The sequence below is a fragment of the Streptomyces bauhiniae genome, from assembly GCF_004784475.1.
Taxonomy (GTDB): Bacteria; Actinomycetota; Actinomycetes; order Streptomycetales; family Streptomycetaceae; genus Streptomyces; species Streptomyces seoulensis.
In genome coordinates this window covers 893,879-915,024 of the sequence record NZ_SRRT01000001.1, presented here as the reverse complement: position 1 = coordinate 915,024, position 21,146 = coordinate 893,879, and the positions used below count along the sequence as shown (strand labels likewise).

Below are 21,146 nucleotides of genomic sequence, written 5' to 3'. Positions count from 1 at the left end.
GTCATCCGGGTGCCCCGCCCCCTCGCCGGTGGGCGGGGCACCCGTGCTGTGCCCGCATTACCTTTTGTACCTGTTCGTATGGAGGAGTCACCGTGGCCGTCTCGGTCTTCGACCTGTTCTCGATCGGCATCGGCCCGTCCAGCTCCCACACGGTCGGCCCGATGCGCGCAGCGCGCATGTTCGCCCGCCGGCTGCGCAACGAGGGCGTGCTGGACCCCGTAGCCGCCGTCCGCTGCGAGCTGTACGGCTCGCTCGGCGCCACCGGCCACGGCCACGGCACCCCGAAAGCGGTGCTGCTGGGCCTGGAGGGCGCGTCCCCGCGCACGGTGGACGTGGAGGGCGCCGACGCCCGCGTCGAGGCGATCCGGAAGGCGGGCAGGATCAGCCTGCTCGGCGAGCACGAGATCGCCTTCTCGTACGACGACGACCTGGTCCTGCACCGCCGCGAGACCCTGCCCTACCACGCCAACGGCATGACGCTCTGGGCGTACGACGCCTCGGGCGCGGAGCTGCTGACCAAGACGTACTACTCGGTCGGCGGCGGCTTCGTCGTGGACGAGGAGGCGGTCGGCGCGGACCGGATCAAGCTGGACGACACGGTGCTGAAGTACCCCTTCCGTACCGGGGACGAGCTGCTCCGGCTCACCAAGGAGACCGGTCTGTCCATCTCCGCGCTGATGCTGGAGAACGAGCGGGCCTGGCGCACCGAGGACGAGATCCGCGCCGGTCTGCTGGAGATCTGGCGGGTGATGCGCGAGTGCGTGGCCCGCGGCATGTCCCGCGAGGGCATCCTGCCGGGCGGCCTGAAGGTCCGCCGCCGCGCCGCCATGTCCGCCCGCCAGCTCCGCGCCGAGGGCAACGCGCTCGCGCACGCCATGGAGTGGATCACCCTCTACGCGATGGCGGTGAACGAGGAGAACGCGGCGGGCGGCCGCGTGGTCACCGCGCCCACCAACGGCGCGGCCGGCATCATCCCGGCGGTGCTGCACTACTACATGGACTTCGTGCCCGGCGCGGACGAGGAGGGCGTGGTCCGCTTCCTGCTGGCGGCCGGCGCGATCGGCATGCTCTTCAAGGAGAACGCCTCCATCTCCGGCGCCGAGGTCGGCTGCCAGGGCGAGGTGGGCTCCGCCTGCTCCATGGCGGCGGGCGCGCTCGCCGAGGTGCTGGGCGGCTCCCCGGAGCAGGTGGAGAACGCGGCCGAGATCGGCATGGAGCACAACCTGGGCCTGACCTGCGACCCCGTCGGCGGCCTGGTCCAGATCCCCTGCATCGAGCGCAACGGCATGGCCTCGGTGAAGGCCGTCACCGCCGCCAAGATGGCCATGCGCGGCGACGGCTCCCACAAGGTCTCCCTCGACAAGGTCATCAAGACCATGAAGGAGACGGGCGCGGACATGTCCGTGAAGTACAAGGAGACGGCGCGGGGCGGGCTCGCGGTGAACATCATCGAGTGCTAGAAGCCGGGCCGCTGAATACTGGGGATCATGCGTACCGATTTCGATCCCTCGGCCATGGCCCCGCACGCGTTCTACCGGCTTCTCACCTCGGTGGTGGTGCCGCGGCCGATCGCATGGGTGTCCACGGTGCCGAGGGATCACCCCGACCGGCCGAACCTCGCTCCGCACTCGTTCTTCTCGGTGTCCTGCGTGCAGCCGCCGATCGTGCAGTTCACGTCGGTGACCCGTAAGGACTCGTTGCGGAACGTGGAGGAGACCGGGGAGTTCGTGGTGAACCTGGCGCCCGAGGGACTGTTCAGGGAGATCAACGACACCGGGACCGACTTCCCGTCCGACGTCAGTGAGTTCGGGGCGGTTGGGCTGGAGCCCGAGCCCTCGCTGCGGGTCAAGCCTCCTCGGGTCGCGGCCTCCCCGGCGGCGCTGGAGTGCGAGCTGCACAGCCTGCTGACGCTGGGCGACTCCACGGTGGTGTTCGGCCGGGTGGTCCACGCGGTGGTCAGCGAAGAGGCGCTCGCGAAGGACGGTCTCCCGGACATCGAGCGGCTGCGCCCGCTCTCCCGGCTGGGCCGCGACGAGTGGGGCACGCTCGGCGAGGTGCTGGAGAAGCCCCGCATCCGCTGGCGCGACTGGCAGCAGGGCGAGCGGAGCTGAGCCCCTGCTTCAAGGCGGTTCTCCCGGCGCCTCCACCTACCTCGGCCTGGACTGCTCCGGCACGGTCTCCGCGCTCGGACCCCAGGTCTCCGGCCGGTCGGTCGGCGACGAGGTGTGCGCGCTGCTCACCGGCGGCGGATACGCCGCGAAGGTCGCCGTACCGGCCGGCCAGTTGCTGCCCGTGCGGTCGTGGCGGCTCAGCCGGCGCCGTCCAGCCCCCACGCCTCGGCCAGCAGCGAGAATGAGCGGGCGCGGTGTGCGGGGTCGTGGGTGTAGGTCGTGATGATGAGTTCGTCGGCCGACAGGTCCGCGACCAGCGCCTCCAGCTCGGTGACGACCGTCTCCGGGGAGCCCACCGCGCGCACCTGCTGGAAGTCGTCCACGAACCGGGCGACCTCGGGGCCGATCACGGTCCCCAGGTCCCTGACCGGGGGCCGCAGCGGGCCGCGCCGGCCGGAGTAGATGCCGGCGGCCATCTGCTGGGCGGTGGTGAACAGGTAGTGCGCCTCCTCGTCGGTGGGGGCGACGAGGACGTTGACGCCGACCATGGCGTACGGCTCCGGGATCTCGGCGGTGGGGGCCTCCGTCGAGAAGCGCGAGCGGTACAGCTCCAGCGCCTCGCGCCGCATCTGCGGGGCGAAGTGCGAGGCGAAGGCGTACGGCAGCCCGAGGTAGGCGGCGACGGCCGCGCCGTCGAGGCTGGAGCCCAGCATCCACAGCGGGACCTCGGTGCCCTGGCCAGGCACCGCCCGCACCTCGGGCCCCTCGCCGTCGCGGGAGCTGAGGTAGCGGTGCAGGTCGACGACGTCCTGGACGAACGTGTCGGTGGCCGCGCCGCCCCGGCGCAGCGCGGCGGCCGTCGTCGGATCGGTGCCGGGTGCGCGGCCGAGGCCGAGGTCGATGCGGTCGCCGTACATCTCGGCGAGGGTGCCGTAGTACTCCGCGACCATCAGCGGGCTGTGGTTGGGCAGCATCACGCCGCCCGAGCCGAGCCGGATGCGTTCGCTGTGTTCGGCGGCGCGGCCGATGAGCAGGGAGGTCGCGGAGGAGGCGAAGGTGACGACGTTGTGGTGCTCGGCGTACCAGTACCGGTGGTAGCCGAGCGCGTCCGCGAGCCGCACCAGCTCGACGGACTGGTTGAGCGCGGTGGGCGTATCGGTGCCCGACGCCACGGGGACGAGGTCGAGGATCGACAGCGGAACGCGCTCAGTAGTCATGTCGGCGCCACAATCGTCGGGAACGGAGTGCCTACCGGCGAACGTTTCACAAGCGGGAGCGGCCCGCAATCAGAGCCGGAGGGCCGGGGAAACTCACAGGCGTCCGGTGCGGTGTGGCCGGGCATGGTGTCTGTAGTTCCAACTCCCCCTGTTTTTCCGTCCCGCAGCGGTGGCGAGGGCCCCGCCGGGACGGGTTCGCCTGCCAGGAGAAAGCATGTCTCTGAGCCTTCGGTTCACGGTCCGCAGTGACAAAGGGCTGGTCCGGGAAGTCAATGAGGACTCGGTGTACGCGGCACCGCATCTGCTGGTGGTGGCGGACGGGATGGGCGGGCACGCCGCGGGCGAGGTGGCCAGCTCCGTGGTGATCTCGCACATGGCCGAGCTGGGTCCGGAGCGGACGCGGGCGGAGCCCATGGAGGCGCTGCGCGGGGCGATACTCGCCGGGAACCGGGCCATCGCGGACGCGGTGCGGACCTCGCCCGAGCTGGAGGGGATGGGGACCACGCTCACGGCGGTGCTGATGGAGGCCGACAGCGACCAGTTCGTGGTGGCCAACGTCGGGGACTCGCGTACGTATCTGATGCGCGCCGGTGAGCTGGTGCTGCTGACCCGTGACGACTCGCTGGTGCAGACCCTGCTGGACGACGGCCGGATCACCCCCGCCGAGGCGCTCGCGCATCCGCAGCGGGCCATGGTGACGAAGGCGCTGGTCGGCGGGGAGTCGCTCAGCCCGGCCCTGTTCCGCCTGGAGACGCTGCCCGGCGACCGCTTCCTGCTCTGCTCCGACGGCCTCTCCGACCTGGTCCCCGAGGCCGAACTCGCCGCCGCGCTCGGCCTGTCCGGCCGGGAGGAGGCCGCCGACCGGCTGGTGGAGCTGGCGCTCGGCGCGGGTGGCAGGGACAACATCTCCGTCGTGGTGGCCGACGTCGTCCAGGGCGAAGCCCCCGCGCCCCCGGTCGTCTCCCGCACGCCCCTCCAGGCCCCGCACCGCGACAAGCGCACGGTGTACGCGCTCGCCGCCGCCGCCCTGGCCGCCGGCCTCGCGGCGTACGTACTCAGGTCGCGCTAGCGAGCCGGTCCAGCTCGGCCAGCACCACCTCCGCGTGCCGGCCGGGATCGGGGATGGGGTGGATCAACGACCGCACGGCACCGGTGCGGTCCAGGACCACCCCGGCCCGCTCGAACAGCACGCGCCCCTCGGCCCGCACCTCGGGCACGCCCAGCTCGCGGCCCAGGGAGAGGTCCTCGTCCCCGATCAGGGGGTAGCCGAGTTCGCGGCCGGCGGCGAACTCCGCCAGGTGACCGGGGGCGTGCGCGCTGACGCCGAACACGCGGGCCTTGGCGCGGGCGAACCTCGCCGCCGCGTCCCGCGCGGAGCACAACCCCGTGGTGCAGCCGCCGAGTTCGGGCACGCGTTCCCCGATGCCGGGCTCGGTGATGAAAAACAGTACGGTCCACTCGTGTTCGGGGGACGGCACGGTGACCTGGCCCTCGGACGTCGTCACGGTGCGCTGCATGAAGGTTCCTCCATCGGGTCGGTAAGACGCGCGGAGCGGGATGTTCCGAGCGGCGGCGTGGGGGGCACAAGACCTTCATGCTCCATGGCATCGACGTCAGCGCGTATCAGTCCTCGTCGTACGAGACCGACGGACTCCAGTTCGCCTTCATCAAGGCGACGGAGGGCCGTTCGTACGTCAACTCGAGACTCGCGGCCCAGACGAAGACGGCGCGGGACGCGGGTCTGGTCACGGGCTTCTACCACTTCCTGTGGCCGGGCAACCTCACCGCCCAGGCCGAGTACTTCCTCAGCCACGCTCCCGACCGGCCGGGCGACATCCTGGCCGTCGACTGGGAGGTGACCGGTGACGGCACGCACGCGAGCAACGCGGAGAAGGACAGCTTCATCCGCACGCTGCGCAGTCGGCGGCCGGACAACCGGGTGGTGCTGTACACCAACCGGGACTACTGGCTGAACATCGACACCACGTCGTACGCGGGCGACGGGCTGTGGATCGCCGACTACGTGAGCGCCGGCAAGCCCCGGATCAAGGCGGACTGGAAGTTCCACCAGTACACCTCGGAGCCGTACGACAAGAACGTGGCGGACTTCTCCAGCAAGGCCGCGCTCAAGGCGTGGGCGACCGGGAGGTGACGGCAGGGGTGTCCGCACGGCGCGGACACCCCTGCCGGGTACGTCACTTGTTCAGGTAGGCCCAGAACTCGTCGAACGTCAGCACCTTGTCGCCGTCGATGTCACGGGTCTTGATGACGACCTCGGCGACCGTCTCGGTGACGTTGAAGTCGCCCTGCTGGGCGAGCGCGGACTTGAACTCGGCCGCGGTGATGAACCCGTCGCCGTCCGCGTCGATCCGCTGGAACTGCTTGCGTGCTTCCTCGATGTCCGCCACCGATCCGCCCCTCTGTGCTCGTACTTCTCATACCGTGTCGGCGTACTGCCGCTGGTCAGATTAACGCTCCACCCGACCGGCGGCTGCCCCGGACCGAGAGGCGAGCACGATGGAGACGTTGCCGGAACTGCTCGACGCGGTGGCCCACGACCGCTTCCTCCCCCCGGACGGCACGGTGACCGTCCTCCCCCAGCCCTGCCAACGGGACGCCGGCGTACTGGCGTTCACCGCGCACACCCTCGTCCTCACCGACGAGGACCCCGCCTGGGTACGCGCCACCCTGGCCGCCGTGGACTGCGATCCGCTCGCCGCCCCCATGCACCCCCGCTTCCTCACCGCCCTGATGGACCGCACCGGCCGCACGGCGGAGACGGTCGACGCGCTCTGGGTCGGCACTCCCCTGCCGGGCCCGCCCACGCTGCCGCTGCGGGAGGTCGCGGACACCGGGCACCCCCGTGCGGTCCGCGCGCGTCGGAGGCGGGACGCGGTGCGCGTGTGGGTGGCCGACGGCGGGCTGTTGGTCGTCGGGCGCGGGGTGGGCGGGCGGCTGGAAGTGGCGCTGGAGGTGGACGGCGGAGGCGCCGGGTTGGGGCGCGGACTGGCCGTCACCGCCCGGCAGTTGGCCGACAGGCCGGTGTGGGCTCAGGTCTCGCCGGGGAACGCCCGGAGTGCGCGGGCGTTCCTGGCGGCCGGGTACCGGCCCGTCGGGGCGGAGGTGCTGCTCAGTGCCAGGGGCGGTAGTACGGGTTGCTCTGGCAGTTGCTCATGATCTCGGTCTTGGTGGTCTTGTCGACCGGGCAGACGCCGATGACGTACTGGCGCTGGATGCCGCCGGGGAAGGCGACCTCGACCTGGTCGGCCCACTTGTGGGTGTCGCCGATGGTCTTGTTGACGTCCACCCCGCCGGGGGCGTCGATGTAGTAGTTGTAGCCCGACTTGTACCAGGTCTTGTACAAGTCGTGGTCGTAGGTCGTGGAGACGTACGGCGAGGGCTGGTTGACGAGGACGTAACTCTCCACGTCGTACTGCCCGTTCACCGTGTCCTTGGGCAGGAAACCCTCCTCGAAGACGACGGCCGGGCCGCGGCTGTCGCTGCGGTAGAGGGTGCCGCAGCCGGTGCGCCACACCGGGTCCGGGGTGATCCGGTCGACGTCCACCCGGCGGTCGGCGGCGGCGTGCACCTTGTCCTGGAACTGCGGACAGGAGGGCGCGGCGGCGCGGGACTTGAGCTCCGCCGGAGCGGCGGCGGGGGTGGCGGCCGTGGTGGCGAGGACGGCGCCGAGGGAGAGGGCGGCAGCGGTGACGCTGCGCCGCAGACGAGTTGTGATCATGCCCCGCACGATGGCGGTCCGGCCGGGACGAACGGTGGATCATCACCCCATCGGGGGCGTGTCCGCCAGCCTCAAGTCAGGTATTCCTAGCGGTCGGAGACCCGCATCTCGAACCAGGTGGTCTTGCCGCGCGGCAGCAGGTCGACGCCCCAGCGGTCCGCGAGCTTGTCGACGAGGAACAGCCCCCGCCCGCTGATGTCCGTCTCCTGCACCGGCATCAGACAGGGCAGCCCCCGCGAGGGGTCGCGCACCTCCACGCGGACCCAGCCGCGCCGGCGGCGCAGCCGTAAGCCGAACACGCGGGCCCCGGTGTGCCGTACGGCGTTGCCCACGAGTTCGGAGACGAGTAAGACCGCGTCCTCGGTCAGCTTGGGGGTCAGTCCCCAGTGCCGGAGGATGACGATCTGGGCGAGTCTGCGCGCGGTGGCGGCGGACTCGGGGCGCGACGGGAGCGGAACCTCCGCCTCCGCGGGGTTGCCGAACAACTCGAGCGCTCTGAGCCCTTGTTCGTCCTCGACCGCGGGCGACCAACGCGCCGCGGCAGCACGGCTGTGTCCCCGTGGCTGATCGATGCCATCCAGCCCCGCCATGGACCCATGATGGCCGTCACCGGGGGCCTCCGGGGCCGATCCGGAGGAATACGCCCCCCGTGCGCCCCTGGTTTGCTCCAGTCTCTCGGCATATGCCAGCGGCAGGTCGGGGTCGGCGGTGGCCCGGTCGACCTGCGGCGACGGCTCGGTTCCGGGCAATCGTGCGGCTCCCTCGGCGAGGCAGGCTTAAGGTGCGGTTAAGGCTGCCATAAACCGGCCCGCCGGGAGAGCCGAATCAGACGACGCGTCAATTGCAAGGGCCACAGGGGGCCGACTTGCCGTCTTTCAGAGGAACTTGGCCTTCCCCGGCCCCTCCTCCACGAAGCTGCGCATCCCCCGCTCGCGGTCCTCGGTGGCGAACAGCCCCGCGAACCAGTTCCGCTCCACCGTGAGCCCGGTGTCGATGTCGGTCTCCAGACCGGCGTCGACCGCCTCCTTCGCGGCGCGCAGCGCCAGCGCCGGGCCCTGGGCGAGCCGGGCGGCCCAGGCGTGCGCCTGCTCGTACACCTCGCCGGCCGGGACGACCCGGTCCACCAGGCCGAGGGCGAGGGCCTCGTCGGCCTTGACCATGCGGCCGGTGAAGATGAGGTCCTTCGCCTTGGAGGGGCCGATCAGCCGGGGCAGCCGCTGGGTGCCGCCCGCGCCCGGGATCAGGCCGAGCAGGATCTCGGGCTGGCCCAGCTTGGCGTTCTCCCCGGCGATCCGGTAGTCCGCGCACAGCGCCAGCTCACAGCCCCCGCCGAGCGCGTACCCGGTGACGGCGGCGACGACGGGCTTGGGGATGCGGGCGACGGCGGTGAAGGCGTCCTGGAGGGCGCGGGCGCGCAGGACCATCGCGGTGTGGTCCATCGCCTGCATCTCCTTGATGTCCGCGCCCGCCGCGAACACCTTCTCCCCGCCGTGGATCACCACGGCGCGCACGTCCTCGCGGCGCGTGGCCTCCTCGGCGAGTTCCTTCAGCCGGTCCTGGGTGGCGACGTCCAGCGCGTTCATCGGCGGCCGGTCCAGGCGCAGCGTGCCGACGCCTTCGGCGACTTCGAGATTCACGGTCATGCGCAGCAGGTTAACGGCCACTAACGCCGACGGGCCCGGTGCCGTTCCTCACAGCACCGGGCCCGCCTCGCGGAATGGTTACTTCTTCCAGTCCGCCCAGCTCATGTTCCAGCCGTTGAGGCCGTTGTCCGGGGCGACCGTGCGGTCGTGCGAGTTCTTCACGATCACCACGTCACCGACCATGGACTTGTTGAAGAACCAGGCCGCCGGGACACCGCCGTCGTAGCCGCCGCGCACATCGCGCAGGCCCACGCAGCCGTGGCTGGCGTTGTAGTTGCCGAAGGCGCCGCCGCCCCAGTAGTTGCCGTGGATGAAGGTGCCGGAGTCGGTGAGGCGGATGGCGTGCGGCACGTCCTTGATGTCGTACTCACCGCCGTAGCCGACCGTCTCGCCGTTCATCCGGGTCACGGCGAGCTTCTCGGTCATGACCATCTTGCCGTTCCAGGTCTCGTAACCGGGCTTGCCGGTGGTGACCGGGAGGGTCTTGAGGGTCTTGCCGTCCCGCACGACCTTCATGGTGTGCTTCTTGGCGTCGACGTAGGAGATCTGGCTGCGGCCGATGGTGAACTTCACCGTCTTGCGCTGCTTGCCGTACACCCCGTCGCGGCCCTCGACGCCGTCCAGGTCGAGGTCGACGGTGACCTTGGTGCCGGGCTTCCAGTAGCTCTCCGGGCGGAAGTCCAGGCGGTCGTTGCCGAACCAGTGGCCCTCGACGTCCACCGCGGGCTCGGTCTTGATCCGGATGGCCTTCTCCACGGCGGCCGGGTCGGTGATGCCGCGGGTGAAGCGCAGCGAGAACGGCATGCCGACGCCGACGGTGGAGCCGTCCTCCGGGGTGAAGGTGCCCATGAAGGTGTTCTTGGGCGTCAGCGTGGTGAAGCTGGAGTCCTCGGCGGCCTTGCGGCCCCGCGAGTCCTCGGCGACCGCGTGCACCGTGTACTTGGTGGCGGCGGCCAGGTGCTTGGCCGGCGTCCAGGCGGCGCCGCCCGCGGCGAGCTTGCCGTCGACCTCGGTGCCCTTGCTGTCCTTGACGACCACGCTGGTCAGCCGGCCCCCGGCGACCTTGACCTTCAGCGCGCCGCTGGTGTCCACGGACGTGGCGCCCGACTTCGGCGCGATGGTGACGGCGGCCGAGGACTGCTTGTCCTGACTGTCCTTGCTCTTGGCGTTGTCCGACCCGCTCCCCGTGGTCTCGCCGCCGCCGCAGGCGGCCAGCGACAGTACGAGCGCCCCCGCCATGAGCGCCAGCCCCTTACGACCCCTGTGCCGAGTTCCTGCCGAAGCCCCCGATATCGGCCGCACGTTCAAGTCGTTCTCCCCTCCCGGACCTGGTCACAGGTCCACACCCCGGCGCGCCCCGCGCTCATCCGGGAATGCTAGCCGCCGGGTTCCGGGCTCGGTGTCCGTCGAATGTCACCGTTCAGTCGCAACTTCAACCAGTCACCGAGACCCGGAACTTCGCAGCTCACCGGGTCACCGGAGCACGCTGCCCGCCTTCCACTGCTTCCATGCCATGTTCCACCCGCTGAGGCCGTTGTCCGGGGAGACCGTCTTGTCCTTGCTGTGCACGACCTCGATGACGTCCCCGACCAGGCTGCGGTCGAAGAACCAGCCCGCCGGGGTGTCCGCGCCGCCACCCTTGACGTCCCGCAGCCCCACGCATCCGTGGCTGACGTTGACCTCGCCCGGCGACTCGGGCGACCAGTAGTTGCCGTGCAGGAAGGTGCCGGAGTCGGTGAGCTTCATGGCGTGCGGCACGTCCGGGATGTCGTACTCCCCGCCGAAGCCGACCGTCTGGCTGTTCATGCGGGTCACCTCCAGCATGTCCATCACCACCATCTTGCCGTTGTACGTGGGCGTCTTGGGGGCGCCCGCGGTGATCGGCACGGTGGCCAGGAGTTCCCCGTCCCGGCGCACCTCCATGGTGTGCGCGGCCGCGTCGACCAGGGAGACCTGGCTGCGGCCGACGGTGAAGGCGATGGTCTTGCGCTGCAGCCCGTAGACGCCGGGCGCCCCCTCCACGTCGCGCAGGGCGAGGTCGACGGTGACCTCGGTGCCGGGCTTCCAGTAGCGCTCGGGGCGGAAGTCCAGCCGGTTCTTGCCGAACCAGTGGGCGCGGATGTCGACGGCCGGCTTCGCGGTGACGCGTACGGCCTTCTCCACGGCCGCCCGGTCGGTGATGTCCCGGTTGAAGGCGAGGGAGACGATCATTCCGGTGCCGACCGTGGAGCGGTTCTCCGGGGTGACGTAGCCGATGAACCGCTGGTCGGGGACGTAGGTGGTGAAGGTGGTGTGCCGGGCCGAGCGGCGGCCGTCGCCGTCCACGGCGACCGCGTCCACGGTGTAGCGGGCGGCGAGGGCCAGCTTGTCGTCGTCCGGTTTCCAGGAGCGGCCGTCCCCCGCGATGTGCCCGGCGACGGTGGTGTCCTGGGCGTCCTGGGAGCGGGTCACCGTGACCTTCTCCAGCCGCCCGTCGGGCACCTTCACCCGCAGCCGCTCGCCGGGGCGCACGCCCTTGCCGCCGTCGTCCGGGGTCACCCGGATGGCGTCCTCGACGGTCCGGGGTCTGTTCGGCGGGCCGCCGATGCCCAGGGGTCCTGAGCCGTCCGCGGTGCAGCCGGCGGCCCCGGCCAGCAGTACCGCCCATGAAAGTGCCGTGGCCAGTGCGGCCAGCGCGCGCCGCGCGCGTCCTTGTAGGTGCCTCACGCCGACACAACGACGCGGCACGCTCCGGGGAAACGTGAGTGCGACCCCGCGGATGGGCAGAACAGAGGGAAGGACGACGCGAAGGGGAGCCGCCGCGCCCGCGCCGGAGCCGTCGGGGCGCTGCCGTACCGGCCGGCCGAGCGTGCCCGGGGCCCTGGCGGGCCCGCGGGTGCGGTCGGCCGTTCGGCGCGGGCGGTCGTGCCCCGGAAGGCCGAGCCACTGAAAGAGGGGCCGACTGGTGACGAGCGCAGCCGAGCAGCGGGCACGGGCCGGGGAACCGGCCGCCCAGAGCGGGACCTCAGCGGGGTCGGCGTCCCCGGTGCGCGGTGCCCGGCGCGCCGCGCCGCCCGCGTGGCCGGGGACGCCGACCCCGCTGGGGGCCCGGTTCCGCATGGGCCCGGACGGGGTGGCGGGCACCAACTTCGCGCTGTGGGCGGGCGGCGCTGAGGCGGTGCGGCTGTGCCTGTTCGACGAGCGGGGCCGGGAGACCCAGGTCCGGCTCACCGAGCTGACGCACGAGATCTGGCACGGCTTCGTGCCCGGAGTGCTGCCCGGCCGGCGCTACGGCTACCGGGTGGAGGGCCGCTGGGACCCGTGGACCGGCGCCCGCTGGAACCCGGCGAAGCTGCTGCTGGACCCGTACGCCCGCGCGGTGGACGGGGAGTTCGCGCTGCCGCCGGAGGTGTACGGGCATGTCCGGGACTGGCCGGAGCAGGCTTACGCGGACACCGTGCGGGACGAGCGGGACTCGGCGCCCTTCGTGCCCAAGGGCGTGGTGGTGCATGACGACGACGACTGGTCCGACGACCGCCGCCCCAAGACGCCGTGGGCGGACTCCGTCATCTACGAGCTGCACGTCAAGGGCTTCACCAAGCTCCACCCCGGCATCCCCGAGGAGCTGCGCGGCACCTACGCCGGTCTCGCGCACCCGGCGGCGATCGAGCACCTGGTGAAGCTGGGCGTGACGGCCGTGGAGCTGCTCCCCGTCCACCAGTTCGCGCACGAGGACCATCTGCTGCGCCGGGGCCTGAAGAACTACTGGGGCTACAACTCCATCGGCTACTTCGCCCCGCACGCGGCCTACGCGGCCTCCGGCACCACCGGTGAGCAGGTCGGCGAGTTCAAGCGGATGGTGCGCGCGCTGCACGCGGCCGGGATCGAGGTGATCCTCGACGTGGTCTACAACCACACGGCCGAGGCGGGCGAACTCGGCCCCACGCTCTCCCTGAAGGGCATCGACAACCGGGGCTACTACCGCCTCCAGCCCGACGCCCGCCGGTACGCCGACTACACCGGCTGCGGCAACACCCTGCACGTGGTGCAGCCCCAGGTGCTCCGGCTGATCACGGACTCGCTGCGGTACTGGGTGACCGAGATGGGCGTGGACGGCTTCCGCTTCGACCTGGCGGCGGCGCTGGCCCGCTCGATGCACGACGTCGACATGCTGTCGCCCTTTCTGGCCGTCATCGCCCAGGACCCGGTGCTGCGCAGGGTGAAGCTGATCGCCGAGCCGTGGGACATCGGCTCGGGCGGCTACCAGGTGGGCGCCTTCCCGCCGTTGTGGACGGAGTGGAACGACCGCTATCGCGACACGGTGCGCGACTTCTGGCGGCACGCGCTGCCGGACGTGCGCGAGATGGGCTACCGGCTGTCCGGCTCCAGCGACCTGTACGCCTGGGGCGGCCGCCGCCCGTACGCCTCGGTCAACTTCGTCACCGCGCACGACGGGTTCACCCTGCGCGACCTGGTCTCGTACCACGGCAAGCACAACGAGGCGAACGGCGAGGACAACCGGGACGGCACCGACGACAACCGCTCCTGGAACTGCGGCGCCGAGGGCGAGACGGCCGACGAGGGTGTACGCGCCCTGCGCAGACGGCAGTTGCGCAACCTGCTGACCACCCTGCTGCTGTCCACCGGCGTGCCGATGCTGGTCGCCGGCGACGAGCTGGGCCGCACCCAGGGCGGCAACAACAACGCCTACTGCCAGGACGGCGAACTGAGCTGGCTCGACTGGTCGCTGCTGGACGACCCGGACTGGCGGCCCCTGTTCGACCTGACCTGCCGGCTGATCGCGCTGCGCCACCAGCATCCGGTGCTGCGCCGCCGCGCCTTCTTCTCCGGCCGCGCGCACTCGGCGGACGGCCTGAGGGACCTGGCCTGGTTCACCGCGCGGGGCGCGGAGATGACCGAGGGCGACTGGTACGCGCCCGCCGCCACGCTGGGCATGTATCTGTCCGGCCGGGACATTCCGGGGCGGGACGAGCGGGGCGCGGCGGTGGTGGACGACAGCTTCCTCGCCGTGCTGCACGCCGGGCACGAGCCGACCGCCTTCACCCTTCCGGGGGCACCCTGGGCGACGGGGTACGAGGTGGTGGTGGACACCTCGGGCGAGGACCAGCTCCGGGCGCCGGGCACGGTCCTCGACGCGGACACCGACATCACCGTGCCGGCGCGGACGGTGCTGCTGCTGCGGGTCCTCTGAAAGGGTGCGGAGGGGGGTGCACAGGGGCCGGAAAACTCGGTGGGCGGGACGGGGGCCGGTCCGTACGCTGACCCCGGTGTCCACCAACTCTCCCCCCGCCCGGCGCCGCTCCGCCGCCCGTACCCTGCTCCGGCTGTGGCCCTACGTACGCCCGGTGCGCGCACGCTGGTTCACGGCCGCCGCCGTCGCGGTCGTCGCCTCCTGTCTCGGTCTGGTGATCCCGCTCGTCCTGAAGTGGATGGTCGACGGCCCGGTGGCCGCGCGCGACCCCGCCGGGGTGTGGCTGGGCGCGCTGTACCTGCTGCTGATCGGGGTGGCGGAGGCGCTGCTGTTCGGCATAAGGCGCTGGCTGGTGGCCCGTCCGCTGGCGGGCGTGGAGGCGGGCATGCGCGCCGACCTCTACCGGCGGCTCCAGCGGCTCCCGGTGGCCTTCCACGACCGCTGGCCCTCGGGCCAGTTGCTCTCCAGGGGCACCGGCGATCTGATGCTGGTGCGGATGTTCCTCGCCTTCCCGCTGACGTTCCTGCTGGTCAACGGCGTGACGATCGTCGTGGGGCTCGGGATCATGCTGGTGCAGGACTGGGTGCTCGGCCTGGTGGTGCTCGGGCCCGCCGTGCCGCTGCTGTGGGTCTGCGTGGTCGTGGAGCAGCGGTACGCGCACGCGGCCCGGCGGGCGCAGGACCAGGTCGGCGATCTGACCACGCTGGTCGAGGAGAGCGTGCTCGGCATCCGGGTCGTCAAGGGCTTCGGCCAACACCGCAGCCAGGCCCGCGCGTTCCGCCGTACGGCGCTGATGCTGCGGGACACCGAGGTCGGCAAGGCGCGGCTGCTGGCGGTCATCTGGGCGGTCATCGTGGCGCTGCCGGAGGTGGCGATCGGGGCCGCGCTGGTGCTGGGCGTGCTGCGGGTGGCGGACGGCTCGCTGTCAGCGGGCACGCTGGTCGCGTTCCTCAGCACCGCGCTGGCGCTGCGCTGGCCGGTGGAGTCCATCGGCTTCCTGCTGGCGATGTGCCAGGAGGCGGCGACGGCCACGGAACGGTACTTCGAGGTGCTGGACGAGCATCCGGAGGGCCATGCCGACACCAAGGACGCGACCACCCCCGAGCCCGGCGAGCGCGGCCTCCGCTTCGAGGGCGTGGGTTTCCGCCACGCCGACGCGGCCCCCGGCGCCCGCCCGGTGCTGGACGGGGTCGACCTGCACATCCGCCCCGGCGAGTCGATGGCGCTGGTCGGCGCGACCGGCAGCGGCAAGACCACCCTGACCTCGCTGGTCCCCCGCCTGCACGACGCCACCTCGGGCCGCATCACCCTCAACGGCGTCGACATCACCGCCCTCCCCCGCGAGGAACTGCGCGCCCGGGTCGCCGTCGCCTTCGAGGAGCCCACCCTGTTCTCCACCAGCGTGGCGGAGAACGTCCTCATGGGCGCCGGTGAGGACGCGGGCGCCGAGGAGCTGGACCGGGCGCTCGCCGTGGCGCACGCGGACTTCGCGCACGCCCTGCCCGAGGGCCCGGACACCCGCGTCGGCGAACAGGGGCTCAGCCTCTCCGGCGGCCAGCGGCAGCGGCTCGCGCTGGCCCGCGCGGTGGCCGGGCGGCCGGAGTTCCTGGTGCTGGACGACCCGCTGTCCGCGCTCGACGTGCACACCGAGGCGGCCGTGGAGGCGGCGCTGCGCCGGGTGCTGGCCGACACCACCGCGCTGATCGTGGCCCACCGTCCCTCCACCGTGCTGCTGGCCGACCGGGTCGCCCTGCTATCCGACGGCCGGATCACCGCCGTGGGCACCCATCACGAACTGCTGCGCACCAACGCCGAGTACGCCCACCTGATGTCCGGCGGCCCGCGCGAGGCTCCCGAGGAACCCGAGGACTCCCGATGACCACCACGACGTCCGCTGCCCCCACCACGGACGACGACCTGCCCGAACCGCATCTCCCACCGGCCTCGAGCGACCCCTTCGACCGGGACGTCCTGCCCACCCCGCCCGGCGCCACCGCCGCCCTGCTGCGCTCGCTGCTCGCCCCGCGCCGGGCCCGTGTCGCGCTCACCGTGCTCCTGCTGCTGCTCCAGCAGGCGGCGGCGCAGACCGGCCCGCTGCTGGTGGCGTACGCCATCGACACCGCCGTACCGGCCGTGCGCCGGCACGACCACGGGCCGCTGCTCGCGGTGGCGGCGGGGTACGCGCTGTGCGCGCTGGCCTCCGGCGGACTGCAGTACGCCTTCATCCGCGCGTCCGCGTGGGTCAACCAGGACGTGCTGCTGGACCTGCGCGGCCGGATCTTCCGGCACGCGCAGGCGCTCAGCGTGGACTTCCACGAGCGCTACACCTCCGGCCGGCTGATCTCCCGCTCCACCACGGACGTGGAGGCGCTGCGCGAACTCCTCGACGAGGGGCTGCAGGAGCTGGTCACGGTGGTGCTGTCCTTCGTGTACATCTCCGCCCTGCTGCTCTGGCTCGACCTGGGCCTCGGCGCGGTCGCGGTCGCCTCGTTCGTGCCGCTGTACCTGCTGGTGCGGCGCTATCAGCGGCGTGCGCACCAGGTGTTCGCCGCCCGCTCCACGGCGATCGCGGCGCTGATCGTGAAGTTCGTGGAGACGATGAACGGCATCCGCCCGGTGCGCGCGTTCCGCCGCGAGGCCGCCAACGACGCCGAGTTCGCCACCCTGAACCGGCACCACGAGCGCAGCAACGGGGACTCGCTGCTGGAGATGGCGCAGTACGTGGTCGGCTCCCGGCTGGTCGCCAACACGGCGGTGGCCGGGATCGTGCTGTGGGGCGCCTACCGGGTGGCCTCCGACACCCTGGCGCTCGGTGTGCTGGCGGCGGCGGTGCTCTACCTGCGGCGGCTGTACGACCCGATCGACCGGCTGGGGATGTTCCTCAACTCCTATCAGTCGGCGGCCGCCTCGCTGGGGAAGATCGCCGGGCTGCTGGCCCAGGTACCGTCCGTGCCGGAGCCCGCCGAGTCCCGTGAACTCCCGCCGCTGAAGACCGACTTCCCCGGCCGCGAGGTCGTCTTCGACGGGGTGCGGTTCGCCTACCGCACCGGCGGCGAGGTGCTGCCCCACTTCGACCTGACGCTGCCGGCCGGGCAGACGGTCGCCGTGGTCGGCTCCACCGGCGCGGGCAAGTCGACGCTGGCCAAGCTGCTGGCCCGGTTCTACGACCCGACCGAGGGCGCCGTCCTGCTCGACGGGGTCGACCTGCGCGAGCTGGCGCTGCCCGAACTGCGGCGCGGGGTGGTGATGGTGACCCAGGAGGCGTTCCTGTTCTCCGGCACGGTCGCGGACAACATCGCCATCGGCCGCCCCGAGGCCACGCGGGAGGAGATCGAGCACGCGGCGAAGGCCATCGGCGCGCACGAGTTCATCAGCGCCCTGCCCGACGGCTACGACACCGACGTACGCAAGCGCGGCGGCCGTATCTCGGCGGGCCAGCGCCAACTGGTCGCCTTCGCGCGGGCGTTGCTCGCGGACCCGGCGGTGCTGATCCTGGACGAGGCGACCAGCTCGCTGGACGTGCCCGGTGAGCGGGCGGTGCAGCGGGCGATGACGACCGTGCTGCGCGGCCGTACCGCGGTGGTGATCGCGCACCGGCTGTCCACGGTGGAGATCGCCGACCGGGTACTGGTGATGGAGCACGGCCGGATCGTCGAGGACGGCCGCCCGGACCAACTGATCGCCGGTTCCGGTAGGTTCTCCGAGCTGCACAAGGCGTGGCGGACCAGTCTGGCTCAGTGACGGCCGGTGGAACGGGGGCAGGATGATCGACGCGTACGGAGATCCCGGCATACCTGATACGCGGGGCGGCTGGCGCTACCTGTGGTGGCTGGCGCTGCGCCAGCCGGGGCGCTCGCTGGCCGGCGCGGTGTTGGGCTCGGCGTGGCTGGTGCTGATGGCGGCCCAGCCGTACCTCCTCTCGCGGGCGGTGGACGACGGGCTGGTGCCGGGGCGGCTCGGGGTGCTGGCCGCCTGGACCGGCGCGATGTTCGCGGCCGGGGTGGGGTGCGCGTGGCTGAGCATCATGCGGCACCGCACCATGACGCGGGTGCGGATGGACGCCAACTTCCGCACGGTGAAACTGGTGGTGGAGCACGCGGCCCGGCTGGGTGCGGCGCTGCCGCGCCGGGTGGGGGCCGGTGAGGTCGTCACCGTCGGGGTCGGCGATGTGCAGACCCTCGCGCAGGCGCTGACCGTGATGGGGCCGGGCGTCGGCTCGGTCGTCGTCTACTCGGCTGTGGCCGCCCAGCTCCTCACCATCTCCGGCTCGGTGGCCGCCGTGGTGCTGCTGGGCGTGCCGGTCATCGCGCTGCTCACCGGCCCGCTGACCCGCCGCCTCCAGGGCACCGAGACCGAGTACCGGGAGCGCCAGGGCATCCTCACGGCCCGCATCGGCGACCTCGCGGGGGGCCTCAGGGTGCTCGGCGGGCTCGGCGGCAAGTCGCTGTTCGCGGACGCCTTCGCCAGGGACTCCGGGCGGCTGCGGGAGCAGGGTTACCGGGTGGGCGCGGTGACGAGCTGGGTGCAGGCGCTCGGTCTCGGCCTGCCGACGCTGTTCCTGGCCGCGGTGACCTGGCTGGCGGCCCAACTGGCCGCCGAGGGCGCGATCACGGTGGGCGAGCTGGTGTCGGTGTACGGGTACGCGGCGGTGCTGATCGGCCCGGTCGCGTTCTTCGTGGAGATGAACTACGACCTGAACCGGGCCGTGGTGGCCGCCCGCCGCGTGGTCGCCCTGCTCCGGCTGGCACCGGAACCGGACGACGGCACGCTCACCGCCCCCGAACACCCGGCCGAGCTGCACGACCCGGCGTCCGGTGTCCGGGTGGCGCCGGGCCGGCTGACCGCGCTGGTCGCGGCCCGCTCCGCCGACGCCACCGCCGTGGTGGACCGCCTCGGCCGGTACGGGCCGACCGAGGCGCTGTGGGGTGACGTCCGCCTGGACGCGGTGCCGCTGGCCGAGGTGCGCGCGCGGGTGCTGGTCGCGGACAACGAGGCCGACCTGTTCGCCGGGCCCCTGCTGGAGACGGTGTCCGCCGGGCGCCCGGCGGACGAGGCCGCGGTGCGCCGGGCGGTGCGGGCGGCGGTCGCCGAGGACGTCGTACGGGGGCTGCCCGAGGGGCTGGACACGGTGGTGTCCGGGCAGGGCCGCAGCCTCTCCGGGGGCCAGCGGCAGCGGGTACGGCTGGCACGGGCGCTGCTGGCCGACCCCGAGGTGCTGCTCGCCGTGGAGCCGACCTCGGCGCTGGACGCGCACACCGAGTCGGCGGTCGCGCACCGGCTGAGGGAAGCGCGGGAGGGCCGTACGACGGTGGTGACGTCGACCTCGCCGCTGCTGCTGGACGTGGCGGACACGGTGCTGTTCCTGGTCGACGGCAAGGTGGCCGCGAGCGGCCCGCACCGGCTGCTGCTGGACCGCGAGAAGGGCTACCGGGCGCTGGTGGCAAGGGACTTGGCGGACGGGGAGGTCTCGCGGTGACGACGGACACGGGAGCGCTGCCGGTCGCGGACCGGGGCACGGTACGGCGGGCGGCCGCCCGGCTGGTGCGCGCCGACGGGCGGGCCTTCGCGGCCGCGCTGGCCCTGAACGCGCTGGCGGCCGGTGCGGGCATCGTGGGCCCCTGGCTGGTCGGCCGGATCGTGGACGACGTACGCGCGGGACGCGGGACCGGCGCGGTCGACCGGCTCGCGCTGTGGATTCTGCTGTGCGCGCTGGCCCAGTTGGTGCTGGCCCGCTGGGCGCGGTACGTGGCGCACCGGTTCGGGGAGCGGACGCTGGCCCGAGTGCGCGAGACCTTCGTGGAACGGCTGCTGGGGCTGCCCGCGTCGGTGGTCGAGCGGGCCGGCACCGGCGACCTGACGGCACGCGGCACGGCGGACGTGGCGACGGTCGGCACCACGCTGCGCGACATCGGCCCGGAGCTGCTGGTGTACGCGGTGCAGGCGCTGTTCGTGCTCGGCGCGGTGTTCGTGCTCAGCCCGTGGCTCGGCCTGTTCGGGCTGCTCGGGCTGACCCCGGTGTGGCTGGCGGTGCGCTGGTACCTGCGGCGGGCGCGGGACGCCTATCTGGCCGAGGGCGCGGCGACCTCGGCGGTCGCGGAGATCGTGGCGGCCACGGCGGCGGGCGCCCGCACGGTGGAGGCGTTCCGACTGGAGAAGGCGCGTACGGCGGCGAGCCGGGAGGCGCTGGAGCAGTCCCGCCGCAGCCGTTACCGCACGCTGGGCCTGCGGACGGTGTTCTTCCCGTCCGTCGAGATCTCGTACACGATCCCGGTGGCCGGGGTGCTGCTGGTCGGGGGCTGGCTGCACGGGCGCGGGCTGATCGGTCTCGGCGCCGTGGTGGCCGGGGCGCTGTACATGCGGCAGTTCACCGATCCGCTGGACATGGTGCTGATGCGGCTGGAGCAACTCCAGTCCAGCGGAGCCTCGTTCGCCCGCGTGGAGGGTATCGCCGAAGCGCCGCGCGCCCCGGTGGACACGGCGCGGACCCCGGCGGACGACCGGATCGAGGTGCGCGGGGTGCGGTACGCGTACGAGCGGGGCGGTGAGGTGCTGCGCGGGGTGGACCTGACGGTCCGGCCCGGTGAGCGGCTCGCGGTGGTGGGCGCGTCCGGCGCGGGCAAGACCACGCTGAGCAGACTGCTGGCCGGCATCGACGCGCCCGCCTCCGGCTCGGTCACGGTGGGCGGGGTCCCGGTCGCGGAGCTGGCGCCCGCGCGGCTGCGCCGCCAGGTGGTGCTGGTGACCCAGGAGCACCATGTGTTCCTCGGCTCGGTGCGGGACAACCTGCTGATCGCCGAACCCGGCGCCTCGGACGAGGAGTTGTGGCGGGCGCTGGTGGCCGTGGGCGCCGACGGCTGGGTGCGGGAGCTGCCCGAGGGGCTGGACACCGGGCTCGGCCAGGGCGGCACAGTGACCGACGGCTCGCAGGCGCAGCAACTCGCGCTGGCCCGCGTGGTGCTGGCCGACCCGCACACGCTGATCCTGGACGAGGCGACCGCCCTGCTCGACCCGGCCACCGCCCGGCACACCGAGCGGGGTCTGGCGGCGGTGCTCGCGGGCCGCACGGTGATCGCCATCGCGCACCGGCTGCACACCGCGCACGACGCGGACCGGGTCGCGGTGATGGAGGACGGCCTCGTCACCGAACTGGGCACGCACGACGAACTGGTGGCGGCGGACGGCGCGTACGCGGCGCTGTGGCGCACCTGGCACGGGGACGGCGGCACGGTCTGAGGGCCGTCGACA

Annotated in this window: 18 protein-coding genes and 1 pseudogene; 11 read left to right on the top strand and 8 right to left on the bottom strand. The window is 72.6% G+C overall.

All coding sequences use genetic code 11. The features are described 5' to 3' along the window. Positions 1 to 92: 92 nt before the first annotated feature. From E5083_RS04325 to E5083_RS31630, 3 genes and pseudogenes are all read left to right on the top strand, one after another. Positions 93 to 1,460 (top strand): L-serine ammonia-lyase, encoded by a 1,368-nt coding sequence (locus tag E5083_RS04325; RefSeq protein WP_135784215.1) that lies wholly within the window; start codon positions 93 to 95, stop codon positions 1,458 to 1,460. Positions 1,461 to 1,487: 27 nt separating this feature from the next. Then, positions 1,488 to 2,111, top strand: a complete 624-nt coding sequence (locus E5083_RS04320; protein WP_135784214.1) for a flavin reductase family protein — start codon at positions 1,488 to 1,490, stop codon at positions 2,109 to 2,111. Between the two features lie 22 nt (positions 2,112 to 2,133). Continuing rightward, positions 2,134 to 2,295: pseudogene (locus E5083_RS31630) on the top strand (alcohol dehydrogenase catalytic domain-containing protein); the annotation flags it as partial. A 13-nt stretch (positions 2,296 to 2,308) separates the two neighbouring features. On the opposite strand, the gene E5083_RS04310 reads toward E5083_RS31630, so the two are convergent. Next, positions 2,309 to 3,328, bottom strand: coding sequence for an LLM class flavin-dependent oxidoreductase (locus E5083_RS04310; protein ID WP_135784213.1), 1,020 nt, complete (start codon positions 3,326 to 3,328; stop codon positions 2,309 to 2,311). A gap of 214 nt (positions 3,329 to 3,542) precedes the next feature. Between E5083_RS04310 and E5083_RS04305 the strand changes: the two genes are divergently transcribed. Beyond that, positions 3,543 to 4,397 carry a PP2C family protein-serine/threonine phosphatase gene (locus E5083_RS04305; protein WP_135784212.1) on the top strand — a complete coding sequence of 285 codons (855 nt, stop codon included), beginning with the start codon at positions 3,543 to 3,545 and terminating at the stop codon, positions 4,395 to 4,397. Here the strand turns inward: E5083_RS04305 and E5083_RS04300 are convergent. Next, complete coding sequence (locus tag E5083_RS04300) at positions 4,384 to 4,845, bottom strand: redoxin domain-containing protein (RefSeq protein ID WP_135784211.1); 462 nt, start codon at positions 4,843 to 4,845, stop codon at positions 4,384 to 4,386. The genes E5083_RS04305 and E5083_RS04300 overlap by 14 nt on opposite strands. Positions 4,846 to 4,922: 77 nt before the next feature. On the opposite strand from E5083_RS04300, the gene E5083_RS04295 reads away from it, so the two are divergent. Next, positions 4,923 to 5,480 carry a GH25 family lysozyme gene (locus E5083_RS04295; protein WP_135784210.1) on the top strand — a complete coding sequence of 186 codons (558 nt, stop codon included), beginning with the start codon at positions 4,923 to 4,925 and terminating at the stop codon, positions 5,478 to 5,480. 43 nt (positions 5,481 to 5,523) lie between these two features. On the opposite strand, the gene E5083_RS04290 is transcribed toward E5083_RS04295, so the two are convergent. Further along, positions 5,524 to 5,736: an EF-hand domain-containing protein gene (locus E5083_RS04290; protein WP_135784209.1), complete on the bottom strand. Its 213-nt coding sequence runs from the start codon at positions 5,734 to 5,736 to the stop codon at positions 5,524 to 5,526. Between the two features lie 109 nt (positions 5,737 to 5,845). On the opposite strand from E5083_RS04290, the gene E5083_RS04285 reads away from it, so the two are divergent. After that, complete coding sequence (locus E5083_RS04285; RefSeq protein WP_135784208.1) at positions 5,846 to 6,505, top strand: GNAT family N-acetyltransferase; 660 nt, start codon at positions 5,846 to 5,848, stop codon at positions 6,503 to 6,505. On the opposite strand, the gene E5083_RS04280 is transcribed toward E5083_RS04285, so the two are convergent. The 5 genes from E5083_RS04280 to E5083_RS04260 all read right to left on the bottom strand — a co-directional run bounded on the left by E5083_RS04280 (position 6,459) and on the right by E5083_RS04260 (position 11,416). After that, positions 6,459 to 7,067 carry an ADP-ribosyltransferase gene (locus E5083_RS04280; protein ID WP_135784207.1) on the bottom strand — a complete coding sequence of 203 codons (609 nt, stop codon included), beginning with the start codon at positions 7,065 to 7,067 and terminating at the stop codon, positions 6,459 to 6,461. The two genes, E5083_RS04285 and E5083_RS04280, sit on opposite strands and share 47 nt — an antisense overlap. An 86-nt stretch (positions 7,068 to 7,153) precedes the next feature. Next, entirely contained in the window at positions 7,154 to 7,762 is a 609-nt protein-coding gene (locus tag E5083_RS04275; protein WP_208753975.1) for an ATP-binding protein, read from the bottom strand. 180 nt (positions 7,763 to 7,942) lie between these two features. After that, the gene (locus E5083_RS04270) at positions 7,943 to 8,710 is read right to left on the bottom strand and encodes an enoyl-CoA hydratase/isomerase family protein (protein WP_130332491.1); all 768 of its coding nucleotides are present in this window, start codon (positions 8,708 to 8,710) and stop codon (positions 7,943 to 7,945) included. Between the two features lie 78 nt (positions 8,711 to 8,788). After that, a complete protein-coding gene (locus E5083_RS04265) occupies positions 8,789 to 10,018 on the bottom strand; it encodes a L,D-transpeptidase (protein ID WP_208753956.1) in 1,230 nt (409 codons plus the stop codon). 165 nt (positions 10,019 to 10,183) lie between these two features. Further along, a complete protein-coding gene (locus tag E5083_RS04260) occupies positions 10,184 to 11,416 on the bottom strand; it encodes a L,D-transpeptidase (protein WP_135784204.1) in 1,233 nt (410 codons plus the stop codon). A gap of 238 nt (positions 11,417 to 11,654) precedes the next feature. Here E5083_RS04260 and glgX point away from each other — a divergent pair, with 238 nt between their 5' ends. From glgX to E5083_RS04235, 5 genes are all read left to right on the top strand, one after another. Beyond that, positions 11,655 to 13,901: a glycogen debranching protein GlgX gene (gene glgX / locus E5083_RS04255; RefSeq protein ID WP_208753954.1), complete on the top strand. Its 2,247-nt coding sequence runs from the start codon at positions 11,655 to 11,657 to the stop codon at positions 13,899 to 13,901. Positions 13,902 to 13,977: 76 nt separating this feature from the next. Further along, complete coding sequence (locus tag E5083_RS04250) at positions 13,978 to 15,780, top strand: ABC transporter ATP-binding protein (protein WP_135784203.1); 1,803 nt, start codon at positions 13,978 to 13,980, stop codon at positions 15,778 to 15,780. Then, positions 15,777 to 17,642, top strand: a complete 1,866-nt coding sequence (locus E5083_RS04245; RefSeq protein ID WP_135784202.1) for an ABC transporter ATP-binding protein — start codon at positions 15,777 to 15,779, stop codon at positions 17,640 to 17,642. The genes E5083_RS04250 and E5083_RS04245 overlap by 4 nt, the downstream gene beginning before the upstream one ends. Positions 17,643 to 17,664: 22 nt before the next feature. Next, entirely contained in the window at positions 17,665 to 19,377 is a 1,713-nt protein-coding gene (locus E5083_RS04240; RefSeq protein ID WP_135784201.1) for an ABC transporter transmembrane domain-containing protein, read from the top strand. Beyond that, entirely contained in the window at positions 19,374 to 21,134 is a 1,761-nt protein-coding gene (locus E5083_RS04235; protein ID WP_135784200.1) for an ABC transporter ATP-binding protein, read from the top strand. The genes E5083_RS04240 and E5083_RS04235 overlap by 4 nt, the downstream gene beginning before the upstream one ends. The last annotated feature ends 12 nt before the right edge of the window (positions 21,135 to 21,146 follow it).

Excerpts from the sequence above, each read along its gene's own strand:
- E5083_RS04320 (WP_135784214.1), top strand. The coding sequence starts at position 1,488 with ATGCGTACCGATTTCGATCCCTCGGCCATGGCCCCGCACGCGTTCTAC.
- E5083_RS04310 (WP_135784213.1), bottom strand. The coding sequence starts at position 3,328 with ATGACTACTGAGCGCGTTCCGCTGTCGATCCTCGACCTCGTCCCCGTG.
- E5083_RS04305 (WP_135784212.1), top strand. The coding sequence starts at position 3,543 with ATGTCTCTGAGCCTTCGGTTCACGGTCCGCAGTGACAAAGGGCTGGTC.
- E5083_RS04300 (WP_135784211.1), bottom strand. The coding sequence starts at position 4,845 with ATGCAGCGCACCGTGACGACGTCCGAGGGCCAGGTCACCGTGCCGTCC.
- E5083_RS04295 (WP_135784210.1), top strand. The coding sequence starts at position 4,923 with ATGCTCCATGGCATCGACGTCAGCGCGTATCAGTCCTCGTCGTACGAG.
- E5083_RS04285 (WP_135784208.1), top strand. The coding sequence starts at position 5,846 with ATGGAGACGTTGCCGGAACTGCTCGACGCGGTGGCCCACGACCGCTTC.
- E5083_RS04280 (WP_135784207.1), bottom strand. The coding sequence starts at position 7,067 with ATGATCACAACTCGTCTGCGGCGCAGCGTCACCGCTGCCGCCCTCTCC.
- E5083_RS04270 (WP_130332491.1), bottom strand. The coding sequence starts at position 8,710 with ATGACCGTGAATCTCGAAGTCGCCGAAGGCGTCGGCACGCTGCGCCTG.
- E5083_RS04245 (WP_135784202.1), top strand. The coding sequence starts at position 15,777 with ATGACCACCACGACGTCCGCTGCCCCCACCACGGACGACGACCTGCCC.
- E5083_RS04240 (WP_135784201.1), top strand. The coding sequence starts at position 17,665 with ATGATCGACGCGTACGGAGATCCCGGCATACCTGATACGCGGGGCGGC.